Origin of the sequence: Sphingobium sp. B11D3D, from assembly GCF_025961755.1 — a bacterium.
GTDB lineage: Bacteria > Pseudomonadota > Alphaproteobacteria > Sphingomonadales > Sphingomonadaceae > Sphingobium.
The window spans coordinates 154,795-181,077 of record NZ_JAOQOG010000001.1; the positions used below are offsets into that span (position 1 = coordinate 154,795).

Here is a 26,283-nt window from a genome sequence, read left to right on the forward strand (position 1 = left end):
ATCGCCGTGACGTCAGCCGATTTAGTGATCACTCCCGTCTCCGGCAAGGCCGACATGGCGGCGTTCATCGATTTGGCATGGACCATCTATGCCGATGATCCCCATTGGGTGCCGCCGCTGAAGAGCGAAGTGCGCGGCCTGCTGACACCGGGCAAGAACCCGTTTCACGAACATGCCGAGCATCAATATTTCCTCGCGCGGCGCGGTGGCAAGGTCGTCGGGCGCATCAGCGCGCATATCGATCATCTCGCCATTTCCATGCCTGCCGAGCAGGGCATGGGGCCGGGGACAGGCAATTTCGGCATGTTCGAAGCCATGGATGAAGCAACCGCGCACGCGCTGATCGCGACGGCGGAAGGCTGGCTGCGCGAGCGGGGGATGACCCGGGTGCTCGGCCCGATCTCGCTCTCCATCTGGGAGGAGCCAGGCCTTCTCGTGAAGGGCTTCGACCATTCCCCGACGGTGATGATGGGCCACAACAGGCCGGAATATCGCGCCTGGATCGAATCGGCTGGCTATGCCCATGCCAAGCAGCTCGATACTTATGAGCTCGACATCACGCAGGAATTTCCGCCGCTGATCCAGCGGATCGTCCAATCCGGCGAGCGTAACGAGCGCATTCGCATTCGCCATGTCGACAAGAGCGAGTTCGACCGGGATGCGGCAATCATCCTGCACATTCTCAACGATGCCTGGGGCCGCAACTGGGGCTTTGTGCCGATTACCGACCATGAGGTTGCGCATTTCGGCAAGGCGCTCAAGCCGCTGGTGTTCGAGGATCTGATTCGCATCGCTGAGCTGGATGGCGAGCCGGTGGCCTTCATGATGACGCTGCCGGACATGAACGAAGCGCTCGCCCGCCTTAACGGCACGCTCTTCCCCTTCGGCTGGGCAAAGCTGCTCTGGTGGCTGCGCAAGCCCAAGGTCCGCACCATGCGCGTGCCGCTGATGGGCGTGGTCCAGCGGCTCCAATCCTCGCGCATGGCGAGCCAGCTGGCCTTCATGATGATCGAATATATCCGCCGCGATGCCATCACCCATTATGGCGCGACGCGTGGGGAGATCGGCTGGATCCTCGATGATAATCAGGGCATGAAAGCCATTGCCGAGGCGATCGAGAGCCGCATTAACCGCAGCTATGTGATCTACCAGAAGGCGCTTTGACCGCTTCGCAAATCCGTACCGGCAACCCCTCTCTTGCGCGCAGGGGACTGCCGGGCCTAGGGACGGGCAAGGCCCTTATCGGAGACACGCCATGTTGCGGCAACTGACCCCATCCCTATTCGTCGCCCCGCAGATCGATGCGGATGTCGTGGCGCAGGCTGCGGCGATGGGCATCTCGCTCATCGTGAACAACCGACCCGAGGGTGAGTCCGCAGACCAAACCTCCGGCGACACGATCGAGGCGGCGGCGCGGGCGGCGGGGCTCGATTATGTCGCCATTCCCGTCTCGCATAGCGGCTTTGCGCCCTGGCAGCTCGATGCGCTGGATGAGGCACTCGCGAAGAATGGCGAGGGCAAGGCGCTCTGTTATTGCCGCTCCGGCACCCGCAGCACGCTGCTTTGGGCCTTGGCGCGGGCGCGGGCGGGCGATTCGCCCGATGTCCTGGCCGAGCAGGCGGCCGCGGCGGGCTATGATCTCTCGCCTATTCGCGAGATGATGCACGCACTGGCCAACCAGAGGGGCTGACGGCCCCCGCCAGCACTCCTGTTCAGAACGCGAGGCGTAGCGCCGGCCAGAGCAGCATCAGCACGCCGATCATGCTGATGCCGAATACCATCGTCCGCACCACGGGAACCCCTGCAGCATAAAGCGGCAGATACACGATGCGCGCGCCGAGCCAGAGCGCGGCGCCAATGGCCGTCCACCGATCGAACAGGTCGAGCTGCGCATCGATGAGGATGGCGATGGCGACGATCGGAAAGGTCTCGAAATAATTTGCCTGCGCTCGCGCCAGCCGCCCGACGAGGGGCTTGGGCTCGGGCAGCGACTGATCGCGCGCGCCGACATTCCAGGCGGTGCCATATTGCGCGGTCTTGGCCCGCACGGCGGCGAAGATGTGAACGAGGGCCAGCAGGCAGCCCCAGGCCAGAATGATCAGTTCAATCGGCATCGTTCAGTCTCCTCATCGGGCGTCTTTCGCCGGACGAGGAATAGGACGGTCAGGCGCGAAATGAAATTGCCGTGTCCGGGAAGGCAATCGTCAGCTTGCGGGAGCCCGAAAAAAAAAAGGCCGGCGCTTTCACGCCGGCCCAGGGATGTTCGCAGGAGGAACAACGGACGGCGGGGACCTTTCGCCCCCGCCGAATTCGGATCAGTTGTAAGCGCGCTCGCCGTGCTCGCCGAGGTCGAGGCCTTCCTGCTCGACTTCGGTGCTCACCCGCAGGCCGGTGAGGGCCTTGGCGATGAACATGGCGATGACGGTGCCCACGGTGGCGATGACGATCGTGGCAAGCACGGCCGTGATCTGCGTGACCAGCTGGCCGCCCATCGCATAGTCGGCGCCACCAGGGCCGCCGAGGGAGGGCGAATAGACCACTGCGGTGCCGATGGCGCCGATGATGCCGCCCACGCCGTGGATGCCGAAGGCGTCGAGCGAGTCGTCATAACCCAGCGCCGGCTTCACCTTCGCGACGAAGAAGTAGCAGACGATGGAGGCAACGGCGCCGAGAACGATGGCACCGAACGGACCGGAGTTGCCCGCAGCGGGTGTCACGGCGACGAGGCCGGCGATGATGCCCGAGCAGAAGCCGAGAGCCGAACCCTTGTGGCCCATCACGCGCTCGGTGAGCATCCAGAAGAGACCGGCCGAGGCGGTGGCGACGAAGGTGTTGATCATGGCGAGAGCCGCAGAGCCATTGGCCTCAAGCGCGGAACCGGCGTTGAAGCCGAACCAGCCGACCCACAGCAGGCCGGTGCCGACCATGGTCAGCGTCAGGCTGTGCGGGGGCATCGGCTCGCTGGGGAAGCCCTTACGCTTGCCGAGGATGAGGGCGGCGACCAGTGCGGAAACGCCCGCATTGATGTGCACCACCGTACCGCCGGCGAAGTCCAGAGCACCCATGGCGAAGAACACGCCGCGCGCTTCCCAGACCATGTGGGCGACCGGGAAGTAGACGATGGTCAGCCAGACGATGGCAAAGACCATGATGGCCGAGAACTTCATGCGCTCGACGATGCCGCCAAGCACGAGGGCGATGGTGATCGCGGCGAAGGTCATCTGGAAGCTGACGAACACATATTCCGAGATCACTTCAGACGTGAAGGTCGCGGCGGTCGAATCCGGCGTGATGCCAGCAAGGAAGAACTTGCCCCAGCTGATGAACTGATTGCCTTCAGGACCGAAGGCGAGGCCGTAGCCGTACATCACCCAGATGAGCATCGCGAGCGCCGCTACGGCCCCGATCTGCGTCATGGTGGCGATCATGTTCTTGGAACGCGTCAGGCCGCCGTAGAACAGGGCGAGGCCGGGCAGGATCATGAGGAGAACGAGGACGGTGGACGTCATCATCCATGCGTTGTTACCCGGATTGGGAACGGCAGGCGCGGCTTCCGCTGCGGCCTCCTGCGCCCATGCGGGCAAGGCGGCGAAGAGCGAAAGGCCCAGAGCCCCCGCCGCGCCGCAGAATGTCTTGAAAGGTGTCATGCGTTACCCCCTTTAACTTACAGCGCGGTTTCGCCGGTTTCGCCGGTGCGGATGCGGATGGCTTGCCCCACGTCGAGGACGAAGATCTTGCCATCGCCGATGGCGCCGCTGTTGGCGGCCTGCTGCACGGCTTCCACAACACGCGGCGCGAGGGCATCGTCACAGACGACCTCGACCTTGATCTTCGGGACCATGTTGGTGGAATATTCCGCACCGCGGTAGATTTCGGTCTGGCCCTTCTGGCGGCCAAAACCCTTCACTTCACTTACTGTCATGCCAGCCACGCCCAGCGCAGAGAGAGCTTCACGCACCTCGTCCAGCTTGAACGGCTTGATGATTGCCATAATGAGTTTCATCTCTTGCGCCCCCATTGGTTGCAGGGGAATGCTAAGCAAGAGCTGTGCCAAATCATAAACGAGGCGTTAAAGCGGTCGGCAGTCGGGCCTCGTTGAGGCGATTGCCTCAAATTGAGGCGGCATGCGTGGCCACTGCTTAAAAAGTACGCACAGAGCGTTCGCGATTAAAAGCTAGATAGGGCCCCGACGCCCCGCGACGTCAGATCGAGCGGGAGCGGCCCTGCGGATAACTGCCCAGCAGACGGACCCATTTGCTGTGGAACGCCAGTTCTTCCAGCGCGCGATCGACGGCGGGGTCGCCCGGCATCCCCTCGATATCGGCGTAGAATTCCGTCGCCGAGAAGCTGGCGCCGCGCTGATAGCTCTCCAGCTTGGTCATATTGACCCCGTTGGTCGCAAACCCGCCCATTGCCTTGTAGAGCGCGGCGGGGATGTTTTTCACCTCGAAGAGGAAGCTCGTCATCACCGGCCCGTCACGCGAAGGCATGATCGCATCGCGGCCCAGCACGACGAAGCGCGTCATGTTGTCGCTGCTGTCCTCAATCTTCTCATCATGGATCGTGAGGCCATAGAGTCGCGCGGCGAGCGAGGGCGCAATCGCCGCTGCGCCGGGCTCGCGGACCTCGGCGACCAGCGCGGCCGCGCCGGCGGTGTCGGCATAGACGATCGGGCGGATGCCACGGCTGCGCAGATATTTCCGGCACTGCCCCAGCGCCTGCACATGGCTGAGCGCGCTGACCGGCGGCGTATCGTCGGCGCTCATCAGGCTGTGGTGGATGGGGAGGAAATATTCGTCGATGATCGACAGGCCGGACTCGGGCAGCAGGAAGTGCATGTCCGCAACCCTCCCGTGCAGCGAATTCTCGATGGGAATCATCGCGCGGTCGGCGCGGCCATCGCGCACGGCATCCAGCGCGTCTTCGAAGCTGAAGCAGGGCAGGGGCAGGCCGTCCAGCGCAAAATCCATCACAGCCAGATGCGAATTGGCGCCCGGCGCGCCCTGAAAGCTGATCGCACGCTCAGGCGCGCGCGCGGCGGCGTCCGTCATCTCGGCGACAAGGCGCTGCGCGGGGAGCGGATAGGTGTCCATGATGGCCGCTGCGCTTAGGGCTTTGGGCCCTGCCGCGCAAGGCACCGGCGCATGTGTCGCGACACAGGCCTTCCGACAGGCTTGCACCCGCGCAATGCAGTCATTAAGGGGAGCGCCGACGGGCACCGGCAGCGCCGCGATTGAGGAGGTCGCGCGTCGGGTAGATTTCTGGAGATTGAGGGCGCATGAGCGATCGTTTCAATACCATTGCAGGCTGGGCACTGTTTGGCGGCATCATTGCGCTTGGCAGCGGCATTGTGAGCAGCAAGCTGTTTCACGCCGAGCGTCCCGAGCCGATGGGCTACGCGATCGAGGGCGTTGAGGCGGAAGGCGAGGGCGGTGCGTCCGGTCCTTCGCTGAACACGCTGCTCGCCTCGGCGGACGTGGCGGCTGGTGAGAAGGTCTTCGCCAAGTGCGTGGCCTGCCACACGGTCAATCAGGGGGGCGCCAATGGCATCGGCCCCAACCTCTGGGCCATCGTTGGCGACCCGATCGGCCATGGCCGTGGCGGCTTCGCTTTCTCGGATGCGCTCAAGAAGGTGGGCGGCAACTGGACCTTCGAGCAGCTGGATCACTGGCTGACCTCGCCGCGTTCGTTCGCCAACGGCACAAAGATGAGTTTCGCCGGTCTCAGCAAGCCTGAAGATCGGGCCAATCTGATCGCCTATCTCAACACGCAGGGCTCGAACCTGCCTCTCCCGGCTGCCGAGGCTCCTGCGGCAGAGGGCGGTGCCGACAATGCAGGCAATGCGGCGGAAGCGGGCGCTGAGGGCGCTGCCGCCAACGCTGCGACGCCGCACGAATAATCCCGTTAGCCAGAGCCCGGCTTGGGTTCGGGTCAAATATTCAAGCAGGCGCGGGGCAACCCGCGCCTGCTTTTGTTATCCGGCCCGCTGTTATCTGGCCCGCTATTATCAGGGGGGCCGAACGGACGCGCGCCTCAGCAGCCCGGCTGGCTATCCGCATAAAAGCTCTCGACCACGGCCCAGCCTTCTTCTGCGGTTTCGACCCAGCTGATCAGATCGAGATCGCGCGGGCTGATCACGCCTTCCTCGGCCAACGCCTCGAAATTCACGACGCGCGTCCAGAAGTCCTTGCCGAACAGCAGGATGGGGATGCGCTTCATCTTGCCGGTCTGCACGAGGGTGAGCAGCTCGAAAAATTCGTCGAACGTGCCGAAACCGCCGGGAAACACTGCCAGCGCGCGGGCGCGCAGGGTGAAGTGCATCTTGCGCAGCGCGAAATAGTGGAACTGGAAGGATAGATCCGGCGTCACATAGCGGTTGGGCGCCTGTTCGTGGGGCAGCACGATGTTGAGCCCGATGGTTTGCGCGCGGACGTCCGCCGCGCCCCGATTGGCCGCCTCCATGATAGAGGGGCCGCCGCCCGAACATACGACGAAGTGATGGCAGCCAGCTTCGTTCGGCGGACATTGCGCCGCGATTCGCGCCAGCTTGCGGGCTTCCTCATAATAACGCGCCTTTTCGGCGAGACGCTCGGCGACTTTCCGGGCGCGCTCGTCGGGCGCGGCATCGATCAGCGCCTGCGCGGCCTCCGGCTCGGGAATGCGTGCCGAGCCATAGAAGACGAAGGTCGAGGCGATCTTTGCTTCATCGAGCAGCAGCTCCGGCTTCATCAATTCAAGCTGGAAGCGGACCGGCCGCAGGTCTTCCCGCAGCAGAAACTCGTTGTCCTGGAAGGCCAGCTTGTAGGATTTGCTTTCCGTCTGCGGGGTGGGGATGATCCGCTTGGCATCGACGGCTTCTTCGCGGGCACGGCGAAACTTGCTTTCGCGCACTGTAGGCTGGTCTGTCATCCAGTGGCGCTAGACGATTTCGGCGGAGAAGAAAACCGGCGGGTTCAGCGGCAAAAACTGCCCCGCCCGCCCATGTCGAAATGGAAATGGTCGCGGTGGGCGCTGTTATAGTCCGGGCCGAGCACGGTGCGGAATCGCTTGCATGCGCTCTGGTGGAGGACCCGCAGGAACTGGGCGTGGGCGCTCTCGCCCTGCCAATCGTTCACTAGGCTGATTCGGCGCCCGTCGGCCAGCACGAAGGCGGAAATGTCCACGGCATTGGCGTGCGCATGTTCGCTGCGCTTGCCGGCGATAGTCCCGCCAGTGCCACGGACATCGCGGCAGGCATAAGTGCCGAAGGTCTCGACGCGCACCACTTCGCTGCGCAGATAGAGTCGCGCGGCGGGGCGCACCGCATATTGCACCCAGGCCGCGAAATTGGCGGCAAGGGGGCAGGTCATCGGCCCCAGATTGGCCACCGGCGTGCCGATTTCCAGCAGGCGGATGGTATCGATTGTCGTGCAGCCGCCGCCGCGATCCTGATTGGGCAGCGGCTCGAAGCGGACCTTCGCGGTCGAGAGGCGCGCGGCGCACATGCGATAGCTCTCGCTGTTCGGCATTGTGCGTTGTGCGGGCGCTGCGGCCACCGGCGCCCTTATACCCGGGCGCGGGCTGGGGCGGTCGGCGCAGGCGGCAAGACTGGTGACCAGCAGCAGGCCGACCAGCCTGCGCATCCCCGCCCTCAATCCGACCGATGACGCCCAATGGACCATAGCGCCGTTTATCACGCATCGCAGCTGAACAAAACCTAGACAGTGCAAGGGGATGCCTCGACCGCCGCGCGCGGTCTGGCGCCTGTCCGCCGAGGCTCCGTTCACCCCGGGCACGGCACGCCGGTCCCGATCTTACATTGACACCTGTCTGCAAATCTCTATGGCCGCCGGCGGGCCACGCGGTCCCAACGCCGCGCGTGCTCTCTGCAAGGAGACGCATACCATGACTGACGTTACGAAGCCGGCGACCACGCCGGCCCGCCCCCATTTCTCGTCCGGCCCCTGCGCCAAGCCGCCCGGCTATGATCCGGCGAAGCTGGCCACCGAAGTGCTCGGACGCTCCCACCGCTCAAAGCTCGGCAAGGATCGCCTCGCTTATTGCATCGCCCTGATGCGCGAGCTGCTGAACCTGCCCGACACGCACCGCATCGGCATCGTGCCCGGCTCCGATACCGGCGCCTTCGAGATGGCAATGTGGACGATGCTGGGCGCTCGCCCCGTTACAACGCTCGCTTGGGAGAGCTTCGGTGAAGGTTGGGTCACCGATGCCGCCAAGCAGCTCAAGCTCGATCCGACGGTGCTGCGCGCCGATTATGGCCAGATCCCCGATCTGAATGCGGTCGACTGGTCGAATGACGTGCTCTTCACCTGGAATGGCACCACCTCGGGCGTGCGCGTTCCCAATGGCGACTGGATCGCCGACGACCGCGAGGGCCTCTCCTTCGCAGACGCCACCAGCGCAGTGTTCGCCTACGACCTGCCGTGGGACAAGATCGACGTGGCGACCTTCTCCTGGCAGAAGGTGCTGGGCGGTGAGGGCGGCCATGGCGTGCTGATCCTCGGCCCGCGTGCCGTCGAACGGCTTGAGCAGTACACGCCGAGCTGGCCGCTGCCTAAGGTGTTCCGCCTGATGTCCAAGGGCAAGCTGGCCGAGGGCGTGTTCAAGGGCGAGACGATCAACACGCCGTCCATGCTGGCGGTCGAAGATGCGATCTTCGCGCTCGAATGGTCCAAGACCATCGGTGGCGCCAAGGGCCTCATCGCCCGCGCGCAGGCCAATGCCGATGCGCTCAATGCCATTGTGGAATCGCGCGACTGGCTCGGGCACCTTGCCGCCGATCCGGCGACCCGCTCGATCACCAGCGTATGCCTCACCGTCGAGGGCGCCGATGCCGACTTCATCAAGAAGATGGCCTCGCTGCTCGAGAAGGCGGATGCCGCTTATGACGTCGCAGGTTATCGCGACGCCCCGGCTGGCCTGCGCATCTGGTGCGGTGCCACGGTCGACACCGCGGACATCGAGGCGCTCGGCCCCTGGCTCGACTGGGCCTATGCCGAGACCAAGGCCGCGCTGAGCGCGACTGCCGCCTGACCCCACTTTCCGGTGCTCCTGTGAAAACAGGAGCCCAGGGCTCAGCAGCACTGCCATCCCGCCCTGGGCCCCTGCTTTCGCAGGGGCACTGTCTCTCTTTGAAGGACAGTAAAATGACCAAGCCCAAAGTTCTCATTTCCGACAAGATGGACCCGCAGGCCGCGCAGATTTTCCGCGAGCGCGGGTGCGAGGTGGACGAGATCACCGGACTGAAGCCCGACGAGCTCAAGGAAATCATTGGCAAATATGATGGTCTGGCGATCCGCTCGGCCACCAAGGTGACCAAGGAGATCATCGACGCCGCGACCAATCTCAAGGTCATTGGCCGCGCCGGCATCGGCGTTGACAATGTCGATATTCCCTATGCCTCGGCCAAGGGCATCGTGGTGATGAACACGCCCTTCGGCAACTCGATCACCACCGCCGAACACGCCATCGCCCTCATGTTCGCCCTCGCGCGCCAGCTGCCGGAGGCCGATGCCTCCACGCAGGCCGGCAAGTGGGAGAAGAACCGCTTCATGGGTGTCGAGGTCACGGGCAAGACGCTTGGCCTGATCGGTGCCGGCAATATCGGCTCCATCGTCGCCAGCCGCGCGCTGGGCCTCAAGATGAAGGTCGTCGCCTTCGATCCGTTCCTGACTCCTGAGCGCGCCATCGAAATGGGTGTGGAAAAGGCAGATCTGGACACGCTGCTGGCCAAGGCGGATTTCATCACGCTGCACACGCCGCTGACCGACCAGACCCGCAACATCCTCTCGGCTGAGAATCTGGCCAAGACCAAGAAGGGCGTCCGCATCATCAACTGTGCGCGCGGCGGCCTGATCGACGAAGCGGCGCTGAAGGCGGGGCTCGACAGCGGCCACATCGGCGGCGCGGCGCTGGACGTGTTCCAGACCGAGCCGGCGACGGACAGCCCGCTGTTCGGCACGCCCAACTTCATCTCGACCCCGCACCTCGGCGCGTCCACCAGCGAAGCGCAGGTGAACGTGGCGCTGCAGGTCGCCGAGCAGCTCAGCGACTATCTGCTGAGCGGCGGCGTCACCAACGCGCTCAACATGCCGAGCCTGTCGGCTGAGGAAGCGCCCAAGCTCAAGCCCTATATGGCGCTGGCCGAGAAGCTGGGCAGCCTGGTCGGCCAGCTTTCGCGCGACGTCATCCCCCGGATCTCGATCCACAGCGAGGGTGCGGCGGCCGAGCTCAATCAGAAGCCGATCGTCTCGGCCGTTCTCGCCGGTTTCCTGCGCACGCAGACGGACACGGTGAACATGGTCAACGCGCCCTTCCTCGCCCGCGAGCGCGGCATCGAGGTGCGCGAGATCAAGACCGAGCGCGAGGGCGACTACAGCACCCTGATCCGCGTCTCGGTGAAGACCTCGCAGGGCGAGCGGTCGGTGGCCGGCACGCTGTTCGGCAACGGCGCGCCGCGTCTGGTCGAGCTGTTCGGCATCAAGGTCGAGGCCGATCTCGATGGCACCATGCTCTACATCGCCAATGTCGATGCGCCGGGCTTCATCGGTGGCGTGGGTGGCATTCTTGGCGAGGCCAAGATCAACATCGGCACCTTCCACCTCGGCCGTCGCGAGGCCGGTGGCGAGGCGATCCTGCTGCTCTCGGTCGACGAGACCGTGCCGCAGACGCTGGTCGACAAGATCTGCGCCCTGCCGAACGTGCACCGGGTCTGCCCGCTCAAGTTCTAAATCACGGCCCGGCCCGGCGTGTCATCACGTCGGGCCGGTCACGCTTGTAATTTATCCTCGCTTGGCGAGCGGAATCGGCTAAATGCCGCGCCATGACTGAAGCCATCGCTCCCGGATTGCTGCCCGAAGGGCTTGCCGATCGTCTGCCGCCCAAGGCGGAGGCCTCCGCCCGCCTTGTGCGCGAAGTGCTCGATACCGTTGCATCGCATGGCTATCGGCGCGTGATGCCGGCCCTGGCCGAGTTTGAGGAAACGCTGGTCGCGCGCCTGCAGTCGGCCCGCGCCGAAGATCTGCTCCGCGCCGTCGATCCGCTCTCCCAGCGCAGCCTGGCGATCCGGCCGGACATGACCGCCCAGATCGGCCGTATCGCCGCCACCCGCATGGCTGCGACCCCGCGTCCGCTGCGCTTGTGCTATGGCGGGCCGGTGATGAAGCTGCGAGCCGACCAGCTGCGGCCCGAGCGCGAGCGGATGCAGGTCGGCGCCGAGATCATCGGCACAGACAGCGTCGCGGCGGCAGTCGAGATCGTCAATGTCGCCATCGAAGCGCTGCAGCGCGCGGGTGTCAGCGGCATCACCATTGACTTCACCTTGCCCGACCTCGTGACGATGCTTGCCGATGGCCCGATGCCGCTTCCCCAGGGCGACGTCGAGGCGGTCCGCGACAGTCTCGACGCGAAGGATGCAGGTTCGCTGGCGGCGCTGGGCGAAGCGGCGCGGCCCTATCTGGCGCTCATTGAAGCGACCGGGCCATTCCACCCCGCCATGGACCGGCTGCAGGCCTTCAACGCGGGGCCAGCCAAAGGCAGGCTGGATAACCTCATTGCGGCGCTGCGGGCGATTGCCAAGCCGATCGGCTGGGATATCACGCTGACGCTCGATCCCACCGAGCGCCACGGTTTTGAATATCAGAGCTGGTTCGGTTTTTCTGTCTTTGCCGAGGGCTTCATCGGCGAGATCGGCCGGGGCGGCAGCTATGCGGTGGCGGGCGCGGACGGCAAGGCTGAGCCGGCCATGGGCTTCTCGCTCTACCCTGATCCGCTCATCGATGCCGGGTTCGGCACCACGGCCGCGCAGCGGGCTTTTTTGCCCATTGGACATGATGGCGCCCGGGCTGCGGCGCTCAGGGCGGAAGGCTGGGTGACCATCGCCGCGCTGGACGAGGCCGACGACCCACTGGCGCTGGGTTGCGAAGCGATTCTGGACGGCACCGAGCTTCGGCGGTTGTAACATCCGGGCTCGCCCGCAGGGGCAGCGGACTGGAAACGCAGCAATTTTCCCTGCTAGGGCGTCGGTGGAATGACGGACGTAGCAGAGGAGCCAATCGCTTGACCAACAAGACCTACGCGGTTTCGCGCAACCCCCTCTGGGTCAGCTGGCGGGAACGCTCGATTGCGACGGTGGATCACGACGCGATCCTGCGGAGGATCGTCGAGGAATCCGGCTGGTCGCCGCGTTATGTCTTCATGACGGTCATATCCGCCGGCATCGCCATTCTCGGGCTGCTGCTGCCGTCCAGCGCGGTCCTCATCGGCGCCATGCTGCTGTCTCCGTTGATGATGCCGATCATAGGCCTGGGCTTTGCGCTTGCAACGCTGGATTTTGCCGAAATGCGCGCGTCCGGCTTCGCGCTGGCGGTCGGCGCGGTGATTGCGATCGCGTTCACCGCGCTGTTTGTCCTGGTTTCACCGGTGCAGACCGTGACGACGGAAATCGCGGCCCGCACCCGCCCCAACCTCTTCGATCTTCTCGTCGCTTTCTTCTCGGCACTCGCGGGTGGTTATGCACTTATTCGCGGGCGGGGCGAGACGGTCGTGGGCGTTGCCATCGCCATCGCCCTCATGCCGCCGTTGGCCGCCGTCGGCTTCGGCATCGCCACATGGAACTGGACCATTGCCGGCGGTGCTTTCCTGCTCTTCATGACCAACACGGTCACGATCACGCTCACGGCCGCATTCATGGCGCGGCTCTACGGCTTTGGCTCCCACCTCACGCCGGCGCATACCCGACTGCAAAGCATTGTGATGGTGGTCTGCATGACGGCGCTTTCGGTGCCGCTGGCGCTTACCTTGCGGCACATCGCCTGGGAAACGCTGGCCGCCCGCCAGGTGCGGGACGTGATCCAGCGCCAGTTCCCCCAGACGGCACGCATCAGCGATCTGGAAACCGACTTCAACCGCCAGCCCATGCGGGTCGTCGCCACCGTGCTTACGCCCACTTATGCGAAGGATGCCGAGCGGGACACCGCGACCAGCCTGCGCGATGCGCTGCAGCGGGAGTTGGATGTCACCATCGACCAGATCCAGGTGGGGGCGGGCAATAGCGAGGCGGCTCAGGTGGCCGCCGCCCAGTCTCGCGAGCGCACGCAGAGCCTTGAGCGCTTTGCGACGACGGCCGTGGACCGGCTGGCCCTCGTCGCGGGCGTGTCCAGCGATGCGGTGCTGGTGGATCGGGGCCGGCGCCAGGCCACGGTCGCAGCCGAGCCGCTGGCCGGTGCGTCGCTCGATCTCTACCGCCAGCTGGAACGGCGCGCATCCGACGGCCTCGATGGCTGGACGCTGGTGCTGACGCCACCGCCCGCCCCGCTTCCGGTCATCGGCTTTTCGGGCGAGGCATTGACGCAGCAGGGCGCTGCCGACCTCGATCTGGCCGTGTGGGCGGCGCGGCGGGTGCCATTGGGCATCACCATTACGGGGCAGGCCGCACGCGCCGAGATGGTGCGCGAGATTCTGCGCGCCCAACAAATTCCGGACCAGCGCCTGCTCATCGCGCCCAATGGCGATTCAGATGTCCGCCTGAGTTGGCGCCTGCCGGACTGATGCCGATCCGCTGCGAGCGGCGGTGGGTTACCAGTCGCTGCCCTCCGCCACCGCCTCTTGCTCCTCGGGCCGGGTTTCCCGTCCGAGCGCCGAATTGCGATGCGGGAAGCGGCCGAAGCGGGCGATGATCTCGCGGTGGGCCTCGGCGAATTTCAGATTATGCTCGAAGCCCGGCGCGCTGAACAACGCCACGCACAAGTCCTGATCGGACAGGTCCTCGCTGTGCATGAACGGCATGTAGAAGAAGGCGCGGGCGCCCTCGACGAATGCTTTGTCGAAGCCACGCTGCAATGCCGTGCGGGCGATTTCGCGGGCGAGCGGATCGGTCGCGAAGGCGCGAGCCTCGCCCCGGAACATGTTGCGCGGAAACTGGTCGAACAGGATTAGCGCCGCCAGCGCCGTGTCGGCATCGGCCACGAACATATCGGCAGGCTTGTCGCGCTGCGCTTCCCAGAGCGAACGGAAGAGATGCGTCAGTCGCACATCCTCTTCCTCGCTCGAATCGAACCAGCCCTCCGGGCCGATCTCATTGAGCCAGTGATTGAGCACCGCCGGCACCCAGTCGGGATCGACATGCACCTGCGCCGGCTTGCGCTCGGGGAAATGGTCCTGCACGCGTACGGGCAGGCCATCGATGCTTTGCGTCCGGGTGGAAATGCGCGCCAGCCGTTCCGGCGTTTCGTTCTGCTCATGATAACGAGAGAGCGTGTCGCGATCCTTCTCGTGCCGCATGAAGGGCACGCCCCAGCCGCAACTCTCCTGCACGCTCTCCACCGCGATCATGAAAATCTGCCGGGTACCGGGCAGGATTGTGAAGGGCCGCGAGGCGAAATCCCATTCATCATCCTGAGGCAGCACCGCCTTGCCTCGCCCATAGAGTCGCAGGATCAGCGGGGGCTGGTCGAACGCACAGAACATGATGGTGATGCGCCCGTCCGCTGAAAGATGGGCCTGGGTCTCGTTGCCGGATCCCCCCACATCCAGATAGCCGACCAGATTGGGCCCCAGCACGCGGAAGCTGTCCATGCCCTTGGGACTGAGGTTGATCCGCGCGCCGTCCGCAGCGGTGGCGACAAAGAAGACCGGCTGTTTCTCGATGAAACTGCGTTGCTTGTCGGAAATGGCAGTGAAGAATTCAGACATGGGCCTCAGGTCTTGCTGGTCGGATGCGCACATTGACGCGCATGGTTCATGCGCATAGCTTGCGCATATGAAGCTTGATCCTATCGCGTCCGGCAAGCGCAAGCCAGTCAATCTCTCGCTCGATACTGGCGTGGTGGAGGCCGCGCGGGAGGCCGGGATCAATCTCTCCCAGACCTGCGAAGCGGCCCTGCGCGCGGCGGCGAAGGCAGAGCGCGAGCGGCGCTGGCAGGAGGAGAACAAGGAGTGGGTCGAAGCCCACAACGCGTGGGTTGAGAAGAACGGCCTTCCCCTTGCCCGTTACCGCATGTTTTAATGGCCCAATATGATGTCGTTCGGCTGAGGTCGGGGCAGTATGTCGTAGACTGTCAGGCTGAGGTGCTGTCGGGCATCAACACACGGTTTGTCGTTCCGCTGGCTTACCCAAACGACGCGCCGCCGCCCCGGCCGGGCCTCAATCCCCGCTTTCGTATGCAGGGCGAAGACTGGGTGCTTGTCACCCAGTTTGCAGGTGCAGTGTCCGTGTCGGAAATCCAAGAAATCGCCGGCTCCCTCGCGCAAGAAGAATACCGGATCAAGAACGCGCTCGACATGTTGCTCACCGGGGTGTGAGGGCGTCGTCTGGTCGTCCCGACCGGCGCCTCAGCCCCCGGTGCCGCCGACCGTCAGCCCTTCGAGCAGCAGTGTCGGCTGGCCCACGCCCGCGGGCACGCCTTGTCCCGCCTTGCCGCACATGCCGATCCCTTCATCGAGCGCGAGGTCGTTGCCGATGCCGACAATGCGGTGCAGCGCGGCGGGGCCATCGCCGATCAGCGTCGCGCCCTTGATGGGGTCACCGATCCTGCCATTTTCCACCTTGTACGCCTCGGTGCAGGAGAAAACGAACTTGCCCGAGACGATGTCCACCTGCCCACCGCCAAAGCTGCGCGCGAAGATGCCGGTCTTTACGCGGCTGAGCAGCTCGGCGGGATCGTCGTTGCCCGCGCGCGCATAAGTGTTGGTCATGCGTGGCATCGGCGCATGGGCATAGCTTTCGCGCCGGCCGTTGCCCGTGGGTGCCACGCCCATCAACCGCGCGTTGAGCCGGTCCTGCATGTAGCCGCGCAGAATGCCATCCTCGATCAGCACATTCTCCTGAGTCGGGGTGCCCTCATCATCGATGCTGAGCGACCCGCGTCGCGCGTCCATCGCGCCATTGTCGACCACCGTCACGCCCGGCGCCGCCACGCGCTCGCCGATCTTGCCCGAGAAGGCGCTGGTGCCCTTGCGGTTGAAATCGCCCTCCAGGCCATGACCGACGGCCTCATGCAGCATCACGCCCGGCCAGCCAGGACCAAGCAGCACGGTCATCTCGCCCACTGGCGCGGGCATTGAGCGGAGGTTGACCTGCGCCTGTTTAAGCGCCTCGTCGATCGCGCGCTGCCAGGTCGGCTCCTCGAACAGGGAATCGTAGAGATAGCGCCCGCCAATGCCAAAATAGCCGGTTTCGCGCCGCCCATTCTCTTCCATGATGATCGAGACGTTGAGGCGGACGAGGGGACGCACGTCGGTCGCCACGAAGCCGTCCGGCCGCACGATCTCAACGACCGACCAACTACCGGCCAGCACCGCAGAGACCTGCACCACGCGCGGATCGCGGGCCCGCGCCGCGGCGTCAATCTTGGCCATCAGGTCCACTTTCTGCGCGAAGGGGACGAGATCGAGCGGGTTGGCGTCGGTATAAAGATGCCGGTTGGTGCGCTGAGGCGGCGTTGTCATCGGCTCACGCGCCGGGTCGAGCAGCTGGAGCGTCTGCGCTGCCTTGCGGATCGCCCGCTCGCTGATGTCATTGGCGTGCGCGAAGCCGGTCATCTCGCCAGAGACGCCGCGCAGGCCAAATCCGGCATCGGTGGAATAATCCGCTGTCTTCATCCGCCCGTCATCGAAGCCGAAGCTCTCGGTCGCGACATATTGCAGGTAAAGCTCGCCATCTTCGCAGCCGGTTAGCGCCTCGGCGGTGAGCCGACGGGCGCCATCCGGGTCGAGAGACCCATCGCGATACAGGAAGGAACGCACGTCTGTGGTCTGGGGAGCAGCATCTGTCATGGCCGTGATATAGGTCCTTTGGGGCACATCGCAAAGCCGCGCTGGAACCGGGACGTGCCGGTCGCCATTTAGAGGCTATGGCCGACTTCTCCTGGATTCGCGCAGAGGCGCATGGGCTGCATGTCGTGCCGGCCAAGGCGTGGGTCGATCCGGCCGATCCGGTGGAGACAGCCCTCGTCACGCATGGCCATGCCGACCATGCCCGGGGCGGCCATGGCCGCTGCATCGCGACGCCGGAGACGCTGGCCATCATGGACCTGCGTTACGGTCCGCCCGGCGCCGCGCAACCGGTGGCCTATGGCGAGACGATTAGCTTGCCGGGGAGCGTGCAGGCGACATTCCTGCCGGCTGGGCATGTGCTCGGGTCCGCGCAGATCCTGTTTGAACATGCCGGCGAGCGGGTGATCGTCACTGGTGACTATAAGCGCCGGGCCGATCCGACATGCCCGCCTTTTCAGGTTACGCCCTGCGATGTGTTCATCACCGAAGCCACGTTCGGCCTGCCGGTCTTCCGTCACCCGCCCATTGGCGAGGAAATCGGCAAGCTGCTCAAGGCGCGCGAGGCCAATCCCGAGCGCTGCATCCTTGTGGGGGCCTATGCGCTGGGTAAGGCGCAGCGCGTCATCGCGGAGCTGCGCCAGGCAGGTTATGTCGAGCCGATCTATCTGCACGGCGCGCTGGAGCGAATGTGCCGGTTGTATGAAGACCTCGGCGTCGATCTTGGCGCGCTGAGATTGATCGCCGGAATGCCCAAGGGCGCGCTGGCCGGGCAGATCATCCTGTGTCCGCCCTCGGCGCTCAACGATCGCTGGAGCCGCCGCCTGCCCGATCCGGTCACGGCCATGGCAAGCGGCTGGATGCGGGTGCGGCAGCGTGCGCGGCAGCGGAATGTCGAGCTGCCCCTGGTGATCTCGGACCATGCCGACTGGGCGGAACTGACGACCACGATCGCGGAGGTGAATCCGGCGCAGACCTGGATCACTCATGGCCGGGAAGATGCGTTGCTGCGCTGGTGCGAGCTGCACCAGCGCCGTGCCCGCGCGCTCGCCCTTGTCGGCTATGAGGATGAGGACGACTGATGGAGGCCTTCGCCGCCCTGCTGGATGCGCTCGTCTACACCCGCTCGCGCAACGGCAAGCTTGCCCTTATCGCCGCCTATCTGCGCGAGACCCCCGACCCTGGCCGGGGCTGGGCGCTGGCTGCGCTGACGGACGGCCTCGATTTTCCGGCGGTGAAGGCCGGCACGATCCGTGCCTTGCTGATGGACCGTGTGGACCCGGTTCTGTTCAAGCTCAGCCGGGATTTCGTCGGCGATACGGCGGAGACGGCAAGCCTGCTCTGGCCGGACAATCCCGCCGCGCTCGATCCGCCGAGCCTGAGCGAAACGGTGGCCGCGCTGTCCGCCATGACCCGCCAATCCGTGGCGCCCGCGCTGGCAAACCTCATGGATCGGCTCGATGTGAATGGCCGCTATGCGCTCATCAAGATGGCGACGGGTGCGATGCGCATCGGCATTTCGGCGCGGCTCGCCAAGGTTGCCTTCGCGCAGGCGTTCGATGTGCCGGTGGACGATGTCGAGGAATATTGGCACGGCCAGACGCCGCCTTATGGCGCGCTGTTCGATTGGGCCGCCAAGGGTGGCCCTCCGCCGCGCGTCGACCATATCCCCACCTTCCGTCCCTTCATGCTGGCGCATCCGCTGGAGGATGATGTCATCGCGCGCGAAACGCTCGATATGGCCGACTATGGCGCCGAGTGGAAATGGGACGGCATCCGCGTGCAGATCGTCCATGTGCCGGAGTCGGATGGCGCGGGGCCGGGCGGGGACACGCGGCTCTTCTCACGCACCGGGGACGACATCACCGGCAGCTTCCCGGATATCGCGGCGGCATTTCGCGAGCCCGGCGTGCTCGATGGCGAACTGCTGGTGCGGGGCAGCCATCAGGGCGGCGAAGAGGGCGGCGCGGCGAGCTTCAACGCCTTGCAGCAGCGGCTGGGGCGCAAGACCGTCTCAAAGGCGATGCTCACCGATTTTCCCGCCTTCGTCCGCCTCTACGACGTCTTGCTCTCCGACGGCGAGGATCACCGCGCGCTCAGTTGGGAGCAGCGCCGCGCCGTGCTGGAGGCGCTGCTCCCCCGGCTCGACCCCACCCGCTTCGACATTTCGCCGCTGATCGAGGCTGCAAGCCTTGCCGATCTTGCCGCCATTCGCGAGCGCGCACGCGATGATGCCATTGAGGGCGTGATGCTCAAGCGGCGGGATAGCCCTTATGTCGCCGGCCGCCGCACGGGCCTGTGGTACAAGTGGAAGCGCGATCCCCTGCTCGCCGATTGCGTGCTGATGTATGCCCAGCGCGGCAGCGGCAAGCGCTCCTCCTTCTACAGCGATTTCACTTTCGGTTGTTGGGATGGCGATCCCGATGCCGGCGCCGAGCTGCTGCCTGTCGGCAAGGCCTATTTCGGCTTTACCGACGAGGAGCTGAAGTGGCTCGATTCTCATGTCCGCCGCCACACCCTCCATCGCTTCGGACCGGTGCGGGAGACGGATAAGAGCCTGGTCTTCGAAGTCGCGTTCGATTCGATCCATGAGAGCAAGCGCCACAAATCCGGCCTCGCCATGCGCTTCCCGCGCATCAGCCGCATCCGCAATGACAAGCCCGCCCATGAGGCCGACCGGATCGAAAGCTTGCGGGCGATGATCTCCGGCTAGGGGAGTCGGGAGGGCTTACCCGCCAATTTCGGCGATCAGTTTCTGCCCATCTTCCTCATCCCACTCCAGCGCACCGACGATGCGGGCGACTTCCTTGCCCGCGCCATCGTAGAGAATGGTCGTCGGCAGCGTGCCGGTGCCATAATGGAAGCCGAGCGCATTCTCCCGGTCCAGCCAGGTTTGCAGGGTGGAGAGCTTGCGCGCCGACCAGAAGGCGGGAACGCCATCCGGCTCCATGTCCTGAGAAACGGCGATCACTTTAACGCCCTTGCCCTCCGCAGCCTTGGCGGCGCGGTCGAGGGCAGGCAGTTCGGCCACGCAAGGCGCGCACCAGGTCGCCCAAAGATTGACCAGCATCGGCTTGCCCTGCGCAATGGCCTTGAGCGTCGCCGGTTTGCCCTCGATGGTGGTGAAGGGCTTGTCCGGCATCGCCTCGCCCTTGTGGCTGCGGTCAATGACATGGGAGAAGGTCTTGCCCGCGCTCCCCGGTGCGGCTTCGTCCGGGCTCAATTCATCGGGGGAGAGGGCATTGCCCACCGCGGCGGCGTTGCCGGCGCCTTGCGCGTTTTGAGCGGATTGCCTATCGCAGCCGCTCGCGGCCAGTGAGAGGCCGATCAGCATAGCGAGGGCAGAAATAGAGCGCATGGCAGACTCCGCAAGCAAGGGCGCGAACAGCATGTGGGGCGGTCGCTTCGCGGCCGGGCCGGCCGCCGTCATGCGCGAGATAAATGCCTCGCTTTCGTTCGACAAGCGCTTGTGGCGGCAGGACATTGCCGGCTCCATCGCGCACGCCCGGATGCTTGGCGCGCAAGGCATCCTTGCGCAGGACGAGGCGGCGACGATCATTGGCGGGCTGGAGGCGATCCAGGCCGAGTATGAAGCCGGTGATCTGCCCGAGGATCTCGACCTTGAGGACATTCACATGGCCACCGAGGCGCGGCTGGCCGAGAAGATCGGGCCGGTGGCGGGGCGGCTGCACACCGCACGTTCGCGCAACGATCAGGTGGCGACCGATTTCCGCCTCTTCGTGCGCGATGCCATTGATGAGGTGGACGCCAGCCTCAAGGCGCTGCAGCGGGCGCTGATCGGGCGCGCCGGCGAGCACTCAGAGAGCGTGATGCCGGGGTTTACCCATTTGCAGAGCGCCCAGCCGGTGACGCTCGGTCATCACCTCATGGCCTATTATGAGATGATCGCGCGGGATCGCTCGCGCTTCGCCGATGCGCGCGCGCGGCTCAATCTCTCGCCACTCGGTGCGGCGGCGCTGGCGGGCACGGGCTTTCCGACCGATCGGCATATGACCGCGCAAGCGCTCGGCTTTGACGGGCCGACGCGCAACAGCCTCGACAGCGTCTCCGACCGGGATTTCGCGCTCGATTACCTCATGGCCGCCACCCAATGCAGCCTGCACCTCTCGCGGCTGGCGGAAGAATTCGTGATCTGGGCGAGCCAGCCCTTCGGCTTCATTTCGTTGCCCGACGCTTATTCCACCGGCAGCTCGATCATGCCGCAAAAGCGCAATCCCGATGCCGCCGAGCTGGTGCGCGGCCATTCCGGGCGGATCATGGGCTGCATGACGTCGCTGTGCGTCACCATGAAGGGCCTGCCGCTGGCTTACTCCAAGGACATGCAGGACGATAAGCCGCCTTTGTTTGAGGCGCATGATCTGCTCGGCCTCTCTATCACCGCGATGACCGGCATGGTGGAGACCACGACCTTCCGTACCGAGCGGATGCGCGCGCTGGCCGAAAGCGGCTTTGCGACCGCCACGGATCTTGCCGACTGGCTGGTGCGGGAAGGCAATGTGCCGTTCCGTGAAGCGCATCACATCACCGGCCGTGCCGTGAAGGCAGCGGAGGATGCAGGCGTGCAACTCGCGGCGCTGCCGATCGAGACGCTCAAGGCCATCGATGCGCGGATCGACGAGCGCGTCTTTGCGGTGCTGACGGTGGATGCCTCCGTTGCCAGCCGCAAGAGCTACGGGGGCACCGCACCCGATCAGGTGCGCGCGCGGATTGCCGAAGCGCAAGCTGCGCTGGATGGAGAGACCGGTCGATGAAAGCGATGAACCAAGGGATGATCGCGCGCGCCGCTCTGGCGCTGATCGTGGCGGCCGGCCTCGCAGGCTGCGGCTCGGTGAAGGATCTGCGCCCCAAGGAGGGCATGGGTCAGGTGCCCAAGGCCGCCGCCGCGCCTGAGCGGGAGACGCCCAAGCAGCTCATGACGTCATCCACTCAGGCAAAGCCGGATCGGCAGGCGGATCTGCTCGACCGATCCATGGAGCGCGCGGAGGACCCGTTCGATCTGCCGCCCGGGCCGAACAACGGGCGGAGTGGGGCGGAGTAATCTTGGTATTCTGACCTTCCGTTCGTGTCGAGCGAAGTCGAGACACGAAGGACAGTCCTAACGTGTCTCGACTTCGCTCGACACGAACGGATGTTGGGACTTTTACCGCCCGCACCCCGCTTGTGCCCCGCCTGATGCGGGCATAGGACTGGGGCATGGATATTCAGACCACCCAAGCCGCCGCCACGCCGCCTGTCATCCGCCGCGAGGATTATCGCCCGCCGCTCTGGCAGGTGCCGCAGATCAGCCTCGACTTCGATCTCGATGCCCGCGCCACCCGCGTCAAGGCCCGGCTTGAGGTCACCCGCGCCGGTGATCATGCCCAGCCGCTGCGATTGGATGGCGACGGACTGACGCCGCTGCGGGTCACCGTCGACGGCCGCGCGCTCGCCCCCTCCGACTGGCGGCTCGAGGATGGCGCGCTACTGATCCCGCTGACCGGCGACAGCCACGTCGTCGAGACAGAGGTCGAGATCAATCCTGCGGCCAATACGCAGTTGATGGGACTCTACGCCTCTGGGGGCCTGCTCTGCACCCAGTGCGAGCCGGAGGGCTTCCGTCGCATCACCTTCTTCCCCGACCGGCCGGATGTGCTCTCGCGTTATGATGTGACGCTGCGCGCCGACAAGGCGACCCACCCCGTGCTGCTGGCCAATGGCGATCCTGTCGAGGCGGGCGATCTGGAGGGCGGGCGTCATTGGGCGCGCTGGACCGATCCGTTCCCCAAGCCCAGCTATCTGTTCGCGCTGGTCGCGGGCAATCTCGCCTGCAATGCGGACAGTTTCACGACCATGAGCGGCCGGCCGGTGAAGCTCGGCATCTGGGTGGCGGAAAGCGATCTGCCGCGCACGGACCATGCGATGAAGGCGCTCAAGGATTCAATGGCGTGGGACGAGCGCGTCTATGGCCGCGAATATGATCTCGACGTGTTCAACATCGTGGCGGTGGCGGATTTCAACTTCGGCGCGATGGAGAATAAGGGCCTCAACATCTTCAACACGCGCTACATTCTGGCAGACCCGGAGACGGCGACCGACCCGGATTACGACGCCATTGAGGCGGTGGTGGCGCATGAATATTTCCACAACTGGTCTGGCGACCGGGTGACCTGCCGGGACTGGTTCCAGCTCTCCCTCAAGGAGGGCTTCACCGTCTATCGCGATCAGGAATTTTCTGCCGACATGGGCTCGGCGGCGGTCAAGAGGATCGAGGACGTGCGGGTGCTGCGCGCGGCGCAGTTCCAGGAGGATGGCGGTCCGCTCGCCCATCCGGTGCGGCCAGAATCCTACATGGAGATCAGCAACTTCTATACGGCGACCGTTTATAACAAAGGCGCCGAACTGATCCGCATGATGGCGCGGCTGCTGGGGCCGGAGCGGTTCCGCAAGGGCACCGATCTCTATTTCGACCGGCATGACGGGCAGGCGGCGACCTGCGAGGATTTCGTCCGCGCGATGGAAGATGGCGGCGGGATCGATCTCGCGCAGTTCCGGCTCTGGTACAGCCAGGCCGGCACGCCGCGCGTGACGGTCGAGACCGCGCATGATGCGACGAGCGGCACGGTGACGCTCACCTTGCGGCAGACCGTGCCGCCGACGCCGGGGCAGTGCGAGAAGCAGCCCATGGCCATCCCGTTCCTGTTCGCTCTGTTCGACCGGGAAAGGGGCGCCCATGCCGGCGAGGAGTTGGAGGTGCTGACGCAGGCGGAGACGGTCATCACGCGCACCGGCTTCGCGCAGCCGCCGGTGCTGTCGCTCAATCGCAGCTTCTCCGCGCCAATCGTGGTGGAAGCCGAGCAGAGCGCCCAGGATCTGGCTTTCCTCGCCGCACGCGATGACGATGCGTTCAGCCGCTATGAGGCGCTGCAGCAGCTCATGATCAATGGCCTGCTCAGCCACATTGCGGGCAGACCGCTGGAGAGCGGCGTGATCATCGACTCGATCCGCCGGACGATCAGCGACGACACGCTGGACCGGGCACTGATCGCCGAAGCGGTGAAGCTGCCGAGCGAGGCTTATCTTGGCGACCAGATGCAGGTCGTTGATCCGGATGCCATCCATGCGGCGCGTGAGGCGCTGCAGCACGAGATCGGCGCGCAACTGGAGCAGGACTGGCGCAGGCTCCATGCCGATTGCGCGCGTAACGGCTTCTCACTCTCGGCGGACGCGCGCGCGGCCCGCAAGCTGCGCGGGGTTGCGTTGAGCTATCTGGTCGCGTCAGGCGCATCGGATGGCCCGGCGCTTGCCTTCGCCCAGTTCGAGCAGGCGGATAATATGACCGAGCGCCAGGCCGCGCTGGCTGTTCTCGCCAACGGCACGGCGGCAGAGCGGGACGCAGCACTGGCGGCGTTCCACGCGCGCTATGCGGGCAATGCGCTGGTCATCGACAAATGGTTCCAGACCCAGGCTTTGGCCTTCCATCCGGAGACGGTCGATAATGTCGCCGCGCTGAGCAGCCACCCCGATTTCACCCTGGCCAATCCCAACCGCGCTCGCGCGCTTTATGGCGCGTTTGCCGCCAATCAATGGGCGTTCCACCGGGCGGACGGCAAGGGCTATGAGATGGTGGCAGGCGCCATTATCGCGCTCGACAAGCTCAACCCGCAGACCGCCGCGCGGCTCGTGCCGCCACTTGGTCGCTGGCGCCGGTTCGATGCGCAGCGGGGTGCCGCGATGCGTGCGGCGCTGGAGCGGATCATCGCCGAACCCGGCCTCTCGCGGGACGTGATGGAGCAGGCGACGAAGAGCCTCGCCTGAGCGGGGTGGGTCTGCGGTCGGGCGTCAGGTCCGGCTGGAGACCCAGGTCGCCACGGCATTGGCGACATCGTTGGCGGCGGCGCTGATCGCCGGGGCGACGCCATCTGCGTCGATGCGGCTCACCGGCGCGGAGGCGGTGAACCGCTGGCGCGTCACCGTCAGGCCATCGGGCGAGAGCATGGTCGCATCGAACGTGACGACCGCTTCCCGGCGCGTCGCATCGATGCCGAATTCGACCAGATCGCCATTGAGGATGTAGCCGGTGCGGGCGAGATACTGGCCGGGGTCGAGCACCAGGATATTGCTGCGGGACCGGATCGTCTCGGACAGCAGCGACTGGAATTGCCGGGCCGGCGTATCGACCCAGATCGCATCCTTCACATAGGCAAAGCTGGTGCTGTTCTCGCGCACCGCCACGCGCGGTGTCGCGAGGGCTTTGGGCACGTTCGGCACGTCGATGAACAGGGCGGATTCACTGGCACTAGACGCCGATACCCCGGCCGGCACCGTCGCCGTGCTGGCAATGGCGAGCAGCCGGTCGGGCGGCTCGGCACCGAACTTCACGCACCCGGCCGCCGAGATCAGCAGACCCGTGATCAGGGCCGCCCGCGCCGCCTTGCGCATCGCTGCTCCGCTGGTCGCCGGGGCTGTCTGCACGTTCGCTCTGCTGTTGGTCATGGCTTGTAATCCGGCAATTTGGGCGAGCCGATCAAGGCGCCTGCACCCTGTTGTTCAACGGTATCCGTCACAGCCTGAAGCGAACGGGAGACCTGACGCAGATCGCGGACCAGCAAGCCGATTTGCGGCATGGTGTCGCGGGTGAAGGTCCGCATGCCAGGCTGTGCTTCCTTCAGGGTCGCATCCAGCGTTTCCAGCGTCGCGCCGGCATTGCGGATCGTCGTGCGCAGATCGCGGATGAGGGGGCGACCCTCTTCGTTCACCAGCGCATTGGTGTTGTTCGCAGCTTGGGCGAGCGATTCGGCCGCCTTGGAGGCATTTTCGAGCGTCAGCTTGGCTTGTGTGATGGTATCAGCCAGTTCCGGTCCACGCGCGGCGATGTCGCCGGTCAGCTTGTCGAGATTCTGCAGGATGCCGGCGATATGCTTCTGGTTGCGGTCGTCCAGCAGCTCGGTCAATCGCTCGGTGAGCGTCGTCAACCGCTCCAGCAGCATGGGGGCGCTGTTGAGCAGTTCGCCAAGCGCACCGGGTTTGGTCGGGATGACGGGGACGCCTTCGGGGCAGACCGACTGCGCATTGCGCTCCGGGCAGACGATCGGCGGTGCGCCGCGCACCGCGCCCTCAAGCTGAATTTCCGAGACGCCGGTAAAGCCTACGCCATTGATCGTCGCGGTCGTCCCTTGCAGGACAGGCGTCGTCCGGCTGACGACGATGCGCACGCGCACAAACTGGGGGTCGCGCTCCCAAAGCTCGATCGACTGGACCTGTCCCGAGGGCACGCCAGCATAAGTCACTGCCGACCCACGGGCGATGCCGCTCACCGACTGCTTGAAGAAGATGTCGTATTCCTTGCGATCGGATTCGCCGATGCGTGAGAACCAGAAGGCTGCCCCGACCGTCAAGGCCATCAGGAGCAGGACGACCGCGCCCACGAACACATTGTTGGATCGTGTTTCCATCTATTTCCTGCTTTCCCCCAACGGCTTTATGGCGCCGTGGTTCCACCCTGTCCATGTCTGC

The 26,283-nt window shown here is 65.3% G+C and carries 25 protein-coding genes; 14 read left to right on the forward strand and 11 right to left on the reverse strand.

The genetic code is table 11. The features are described 5' to 3' along the window. Window positions 1-6 precede the first annotated feature (6 nt). Together M2334_RS00780 and M2334_RS00785 are read left to right on the forward strand one after the other, a co-directional pair. The gene (locus M2334_RS00780) at window positions 7-1,164 is read left to right on the forward strand and encodes a GNAT family N-acetyltransferase (protein WP_264593538.1); all 1,158 of its coding nucleotides are present in this window, start codon (window positions 7-9) and stop codon (window positions 1,162-1,164) included. Between the two features lie 91 nt (window positions 1,165-1,255). Next, on the forward strand, window positions 1,256-1,690 hold the full coding sequence (locus M2334_RS00785; protein ID WP_264571649.1) for a TIGR01244 family sulfur transferase: 435 nt from the start codon (window positions 1,256-1,258) through the stop codon (window positions 1,688-1,690). A gap of 22 nt (window positions 1,691-1,712) precedes the next feature. Here the strand turns inward: M2334_RS00785 and M2334_RS00790 are convergent, their stop codons facing one another. The 4 genes from M2334_RS00790 to M2334_RS00805 all read right to left on the reverse strand — a co-directional run bounded on the left by M2334_RS00790 (window position 1,713) and on the right by M2334_RS00805 (window position 5,093). Further along, the gene (locus M2334_RS00790) at window positions 1,713-2,114 is read right to left on the reverse strand and encodes an MAPEG family protein (protein WP_264593539.1); all 402 of its coding nucleotides are present in this window, start codon (window positions 2,112-2,114) and stop codon (window positions 1,713-1,715) included. Between the two features lie 201 nt (window positions 2,115-2,315). Further along, window positions 2,316-3,647, reverse strand: a complete 1,332-nt coding sequence (locus M2334_RS00795; protein WP_181561092.1) for an ammonium transporter — start codon at window positions 3,645-3,647, stop codon at window positions 2,316-2,318. 17 nt (window positions 3,648-3,664) lie between these two features. Continuing rightward, complete coding sequence (locus M2334_RS00800; protein WP_181561093.1) at window positions 3,665-4,003, reverse strand: P-II family nitrogen regulator; 339 nt, start codon at window positions 4,001-4,003, stop codon at window positions 3,665-3,667. Between the two features lie 199 nt (window positions 4,004-4,202). Beyond that, entirely contained in the window at window positions 4,203-5,093 is an 891-nt protein-coding gene (locus M2334_RS00805) for a prephenate dehydratase (RefSeq protein ID WP_264593540.1), read from the reverse strand. A 185-nt stretch (window positions 5,094-5,278) separates the two neighbouring features. On the opposite strand from M2334_RS00805, the gene M2334_RS00810 reads away from it, so the two are divergent. Beyond that, the gene (locus M2334_RS00810; protein ID WP_264604567.1) at window positions 5,279-5,899 is read left to right on the forward strand and encodes a c-type cytochrome; all 621 of its coding nucleotides are present in this window, start codon (window positions 5,279-5,281) and stop codon (window positions 5,897-5,899) included. 134 nt (window positions 5,900-6,033) lie between these two features. Here M2334_RS00810 and M2334_RS00815 read toward each other — a convergent pair whose 3' ends face one another. Beyond that, window positions 6,034-6,909, reverse strand: coding sequence for an LOG family protein (locus tag M2334_RS00815; RefSeq protein WP_264593542.1), 876 nt, complete (start codon window positions 6,907-6,909; stop codon window positions 6,034-6,036). 44 nt (window positions 6,910-6,953) lie between these two features. Further along, window positions 6,954-7,622 carry an extensin family protein gene (locus M2334_RS00820; RefSeq protein ID WP_264593543.1) on the reverse strand — a complete coding sequence of 223 codons (669 nt, stop codon included), beginning with the start codon at window positions 7,620-7,622 and terminating at the stop codon, window positions 6,954-6,956. Between the two features lie 262 nt (window positions 7,623-7,884). On the opposite strand from M2334_RS00820, the gene M2334_RS00825 reads away from it, so the two are divergent. The 4 genes from M2334_RS00825 (at window position 7,885) to M2334_RS00840 (ending at window position 13,548) form a co-directional block, all read left to right on the forward strand. Beyond that, window positions 7,885-9,033 (forward strand): phosphoserine transaminase, encoded by a 1,149-nt coding sequence (locus M2334_RS00825; RefSeq protein WP_264571655.1) that lies wholly within the window; start codon window positions 7,885-7,887, stop codon window positions 9,031-9,033. Between the two features lie 113 nt (window positions 9,034-9,146). Further along, entirely contained in the window at window positions 9,147-10,730 is a 1,584-nt protein-coding gene (gene serA / locus M2334_RS00830) for a phosphoglycerate dehydrogenase (protein ID WP_264571656.1), read from the forward strand. A 92-nt stretch (window positions 10,731-10,822) separates the two neighbouring features. Further along, entirely contained in the window at window positions 10,823-11,959 is a 1,137-nt protein-coding gene (locus M2334_RS00835) for an ATP phosphoribosyltransferase regulatory subunit (RefSeq protein ID WP_264573987.1), read from the forward strand. 98 nt (window positions 11,960-12,057) lie between these two features. Continuing rightward, entirely contained in the window at window positions 12,058-13,548 is a 1,491-nt protein-coding gene (locus M2334_RS00840) for a DUF389 domain-containing protein (RefSeq protein WP_264604568.1), read from the forward strand. A gap of 27 nt (window positions 13,549-13,575) precedes the next feature. Here M2334_RS00840 and M2334_RS16650 read toward each other — a convergent pair whose 3' ends face one another. After that, window positions 13,576-14,691 (reverse strand): DUF924 family protein, encoded by a 1,116-nt coding sequence (locus M2334_RS16650; protein ID WP_319801024.1) that lies wholly within the window; start codon window positions 14,689-14,691, stop codon window positions 13,576-13,578. A 67-nt stretch (window positions 14,692-14,758) separates the two neighbouring features. On the opposite strand from M2334_RS16650, the gene M2334_RS00855 reads away from it, so the two are divergent. Together M2334_RS00855 and M2334_RS00860 are read left to right on the forward strand one after the other, a co-directional pair. Continuing rightward, window positions 14,759-15,004: a type II toxin-antitoxin system CcdA family antitoxin gene (locus M2334_RS00855; RefSeq protein ID WP_181561102.1), complete on the forward strand. Its 246-nt coding sequence runs from the start codon at window positions 14,759-14,761 to the stop codon at window positions 15,002-15,004. Further along, entirely contained in the window at window positions 15,004-15,300 is a 297-nt protein-coding gene (locus M2334_RS00860; protein WP_181561103.1) for a CcdB family protein, read from the forward strand. The genes M2334_RS00855 and M2334_RS00860 overlap by 1 nt, the downstream gene beginning before the upstream one ends. Before the next feature lie 30 nt (window positions 15,301-15,330). On the opposite strand, the gene tldD is transcribed toward M2334_RS00860, so the two are convergent. Then, window positions 15,331-16,773: a metalloprotease TldD gene (gene tldD / locus M2334_RS00865; RefSeq protein ID WP_264604569.1), complete on the reverse strand. Its 1,443-nt coding sequence runs from the start codon at window positions 16,771-16,773 to the stop codon at window positions 15,331-15,333. A gap of 77 nt (window positions 16,774-16,850) precedes the next feature. On the opposite strand from tldD, the gene M2334_RS00870 reads away from it, so the two are divergent. Together M2334_RS00870 and M2334_RS00875 are read left to right on the forward strand one after the other, a co-directional pair. After that, a complete protein-coding gene (locus M2334_RS00870) occupies window positions 16,851-17,852 on the forward strand; it encodes a ligase-associated DNA damage response exonuclease (protein ID WP_264604570.1) in 1,002 nt (333 codons plus the stop codon). Then, window positions 17,852-19,483, forward strand: coding sequence for a cisplatin damage response ATP-dependent DNA ligase (locus M2334_RS00875; RefSeq protein ID WP_264604571.1), 1,632 nt, complete (start codon window positions 17,852-17,854; stop codon window positions 19,481-19,483). The genes M2334_RS00870 and M2334_RS00875 overlap by 1 nt, the downstream gene beginning before the upstream one ends. Window positions 19,484-19,498: 15 nt before the next feature. Here M2334_RS00875 and M2334_RS00880 read toward each other — a convergent pair whose 3' ends face one another. Then, window positions 19,499-20,128, reverse strand: a complete 630-nt coding sequence (locus M2334_RS00880) for a TlpA family protein disulfide reductase (RefSeq protein WP_264604572.1) — start codon at window positions 20,126-20,128, stop codon at window positions 19,499-19,501. Window positions 20,129-20,159: 31 nt separating this feature from the next. Between M2334_RS00880 and argH the strand changes: the two genes are divergently transcribed. The 3 genes from argH (at window position 20,160) to pepN (ending at window position 24,585) form a co-directional block, all read left to right on the forward strand. Then, window positions 20,160-21,542, forward strand: a complete 1,383-nt coding sequence (argH, locus tag M2334_RS00885) for an argininosuccinate lyase (protein ID WP_264606013.1) — start codon at window positions 20,160-20,162, stop codon at window positions 21,540-21,542. Next, window positions 21,539-21,829, forward strand: a complete 291-nt coding sequence (locus tag M2334_RS00890; RefSeq protein ID WP_264604573.1) for a hypothetical protein — start codon at window positions 21,539-21,541, stop codon at window positions 21,827-21,829. The genes argH and M2334_RS00890 overlap by 4 nt, the downstream gene beginning before the upstream one ends. A 155-nt stretch (window positions 21,830-21,984) precedes the next feature. Next, window positions 21,985-24,585 (forward strand): aminopeptidase N, encoded by a 2,601-nt coding sequence (gene pepN / locus M2334_RS00895; protein WP_264604574.1) that lies wholly within the window; start codon window positions 21,985-21,987, stop codon window positions 24,583-24,585. Window positions 24,586-24,609: 24 nt separating this feature from the next. Here pepN and M2334_RS00900 read toward each other — a convergent pair whose 3' ends face one another. Both M2334_RS00900 and M2334_RS00905 read right to left on the reverse strand, forming a co-directional pair. Next, window positions 24,610-25,263: an ABC-type transport auxiliary lipoprotein family protein gene (locus M2334_RS00900; protein WP_264577707.1), complete on the reverse strand. Its 654-nt coding sequence runs from the start codon at window positions 25,261-25,263 to the stop codon at window positions 24,610-24,612. Beyond that, window positions 25,260-26,222, reverse strand: coding sequence for an MlaD family protein (locus M2334_RS00905; RefSeq protein ID WP_181561110.1), 963 nt, complete (start codon window positions 26,220-26,222; stop codon window positions 25,260-25,262). Before M2334_RS00905 ends, M2334_RS00900 begins: the two co-directional genes overlap by 4 nt. Between the last annotated feature and the right edge of the window lie 61 nt (window positions 26,223-26,283).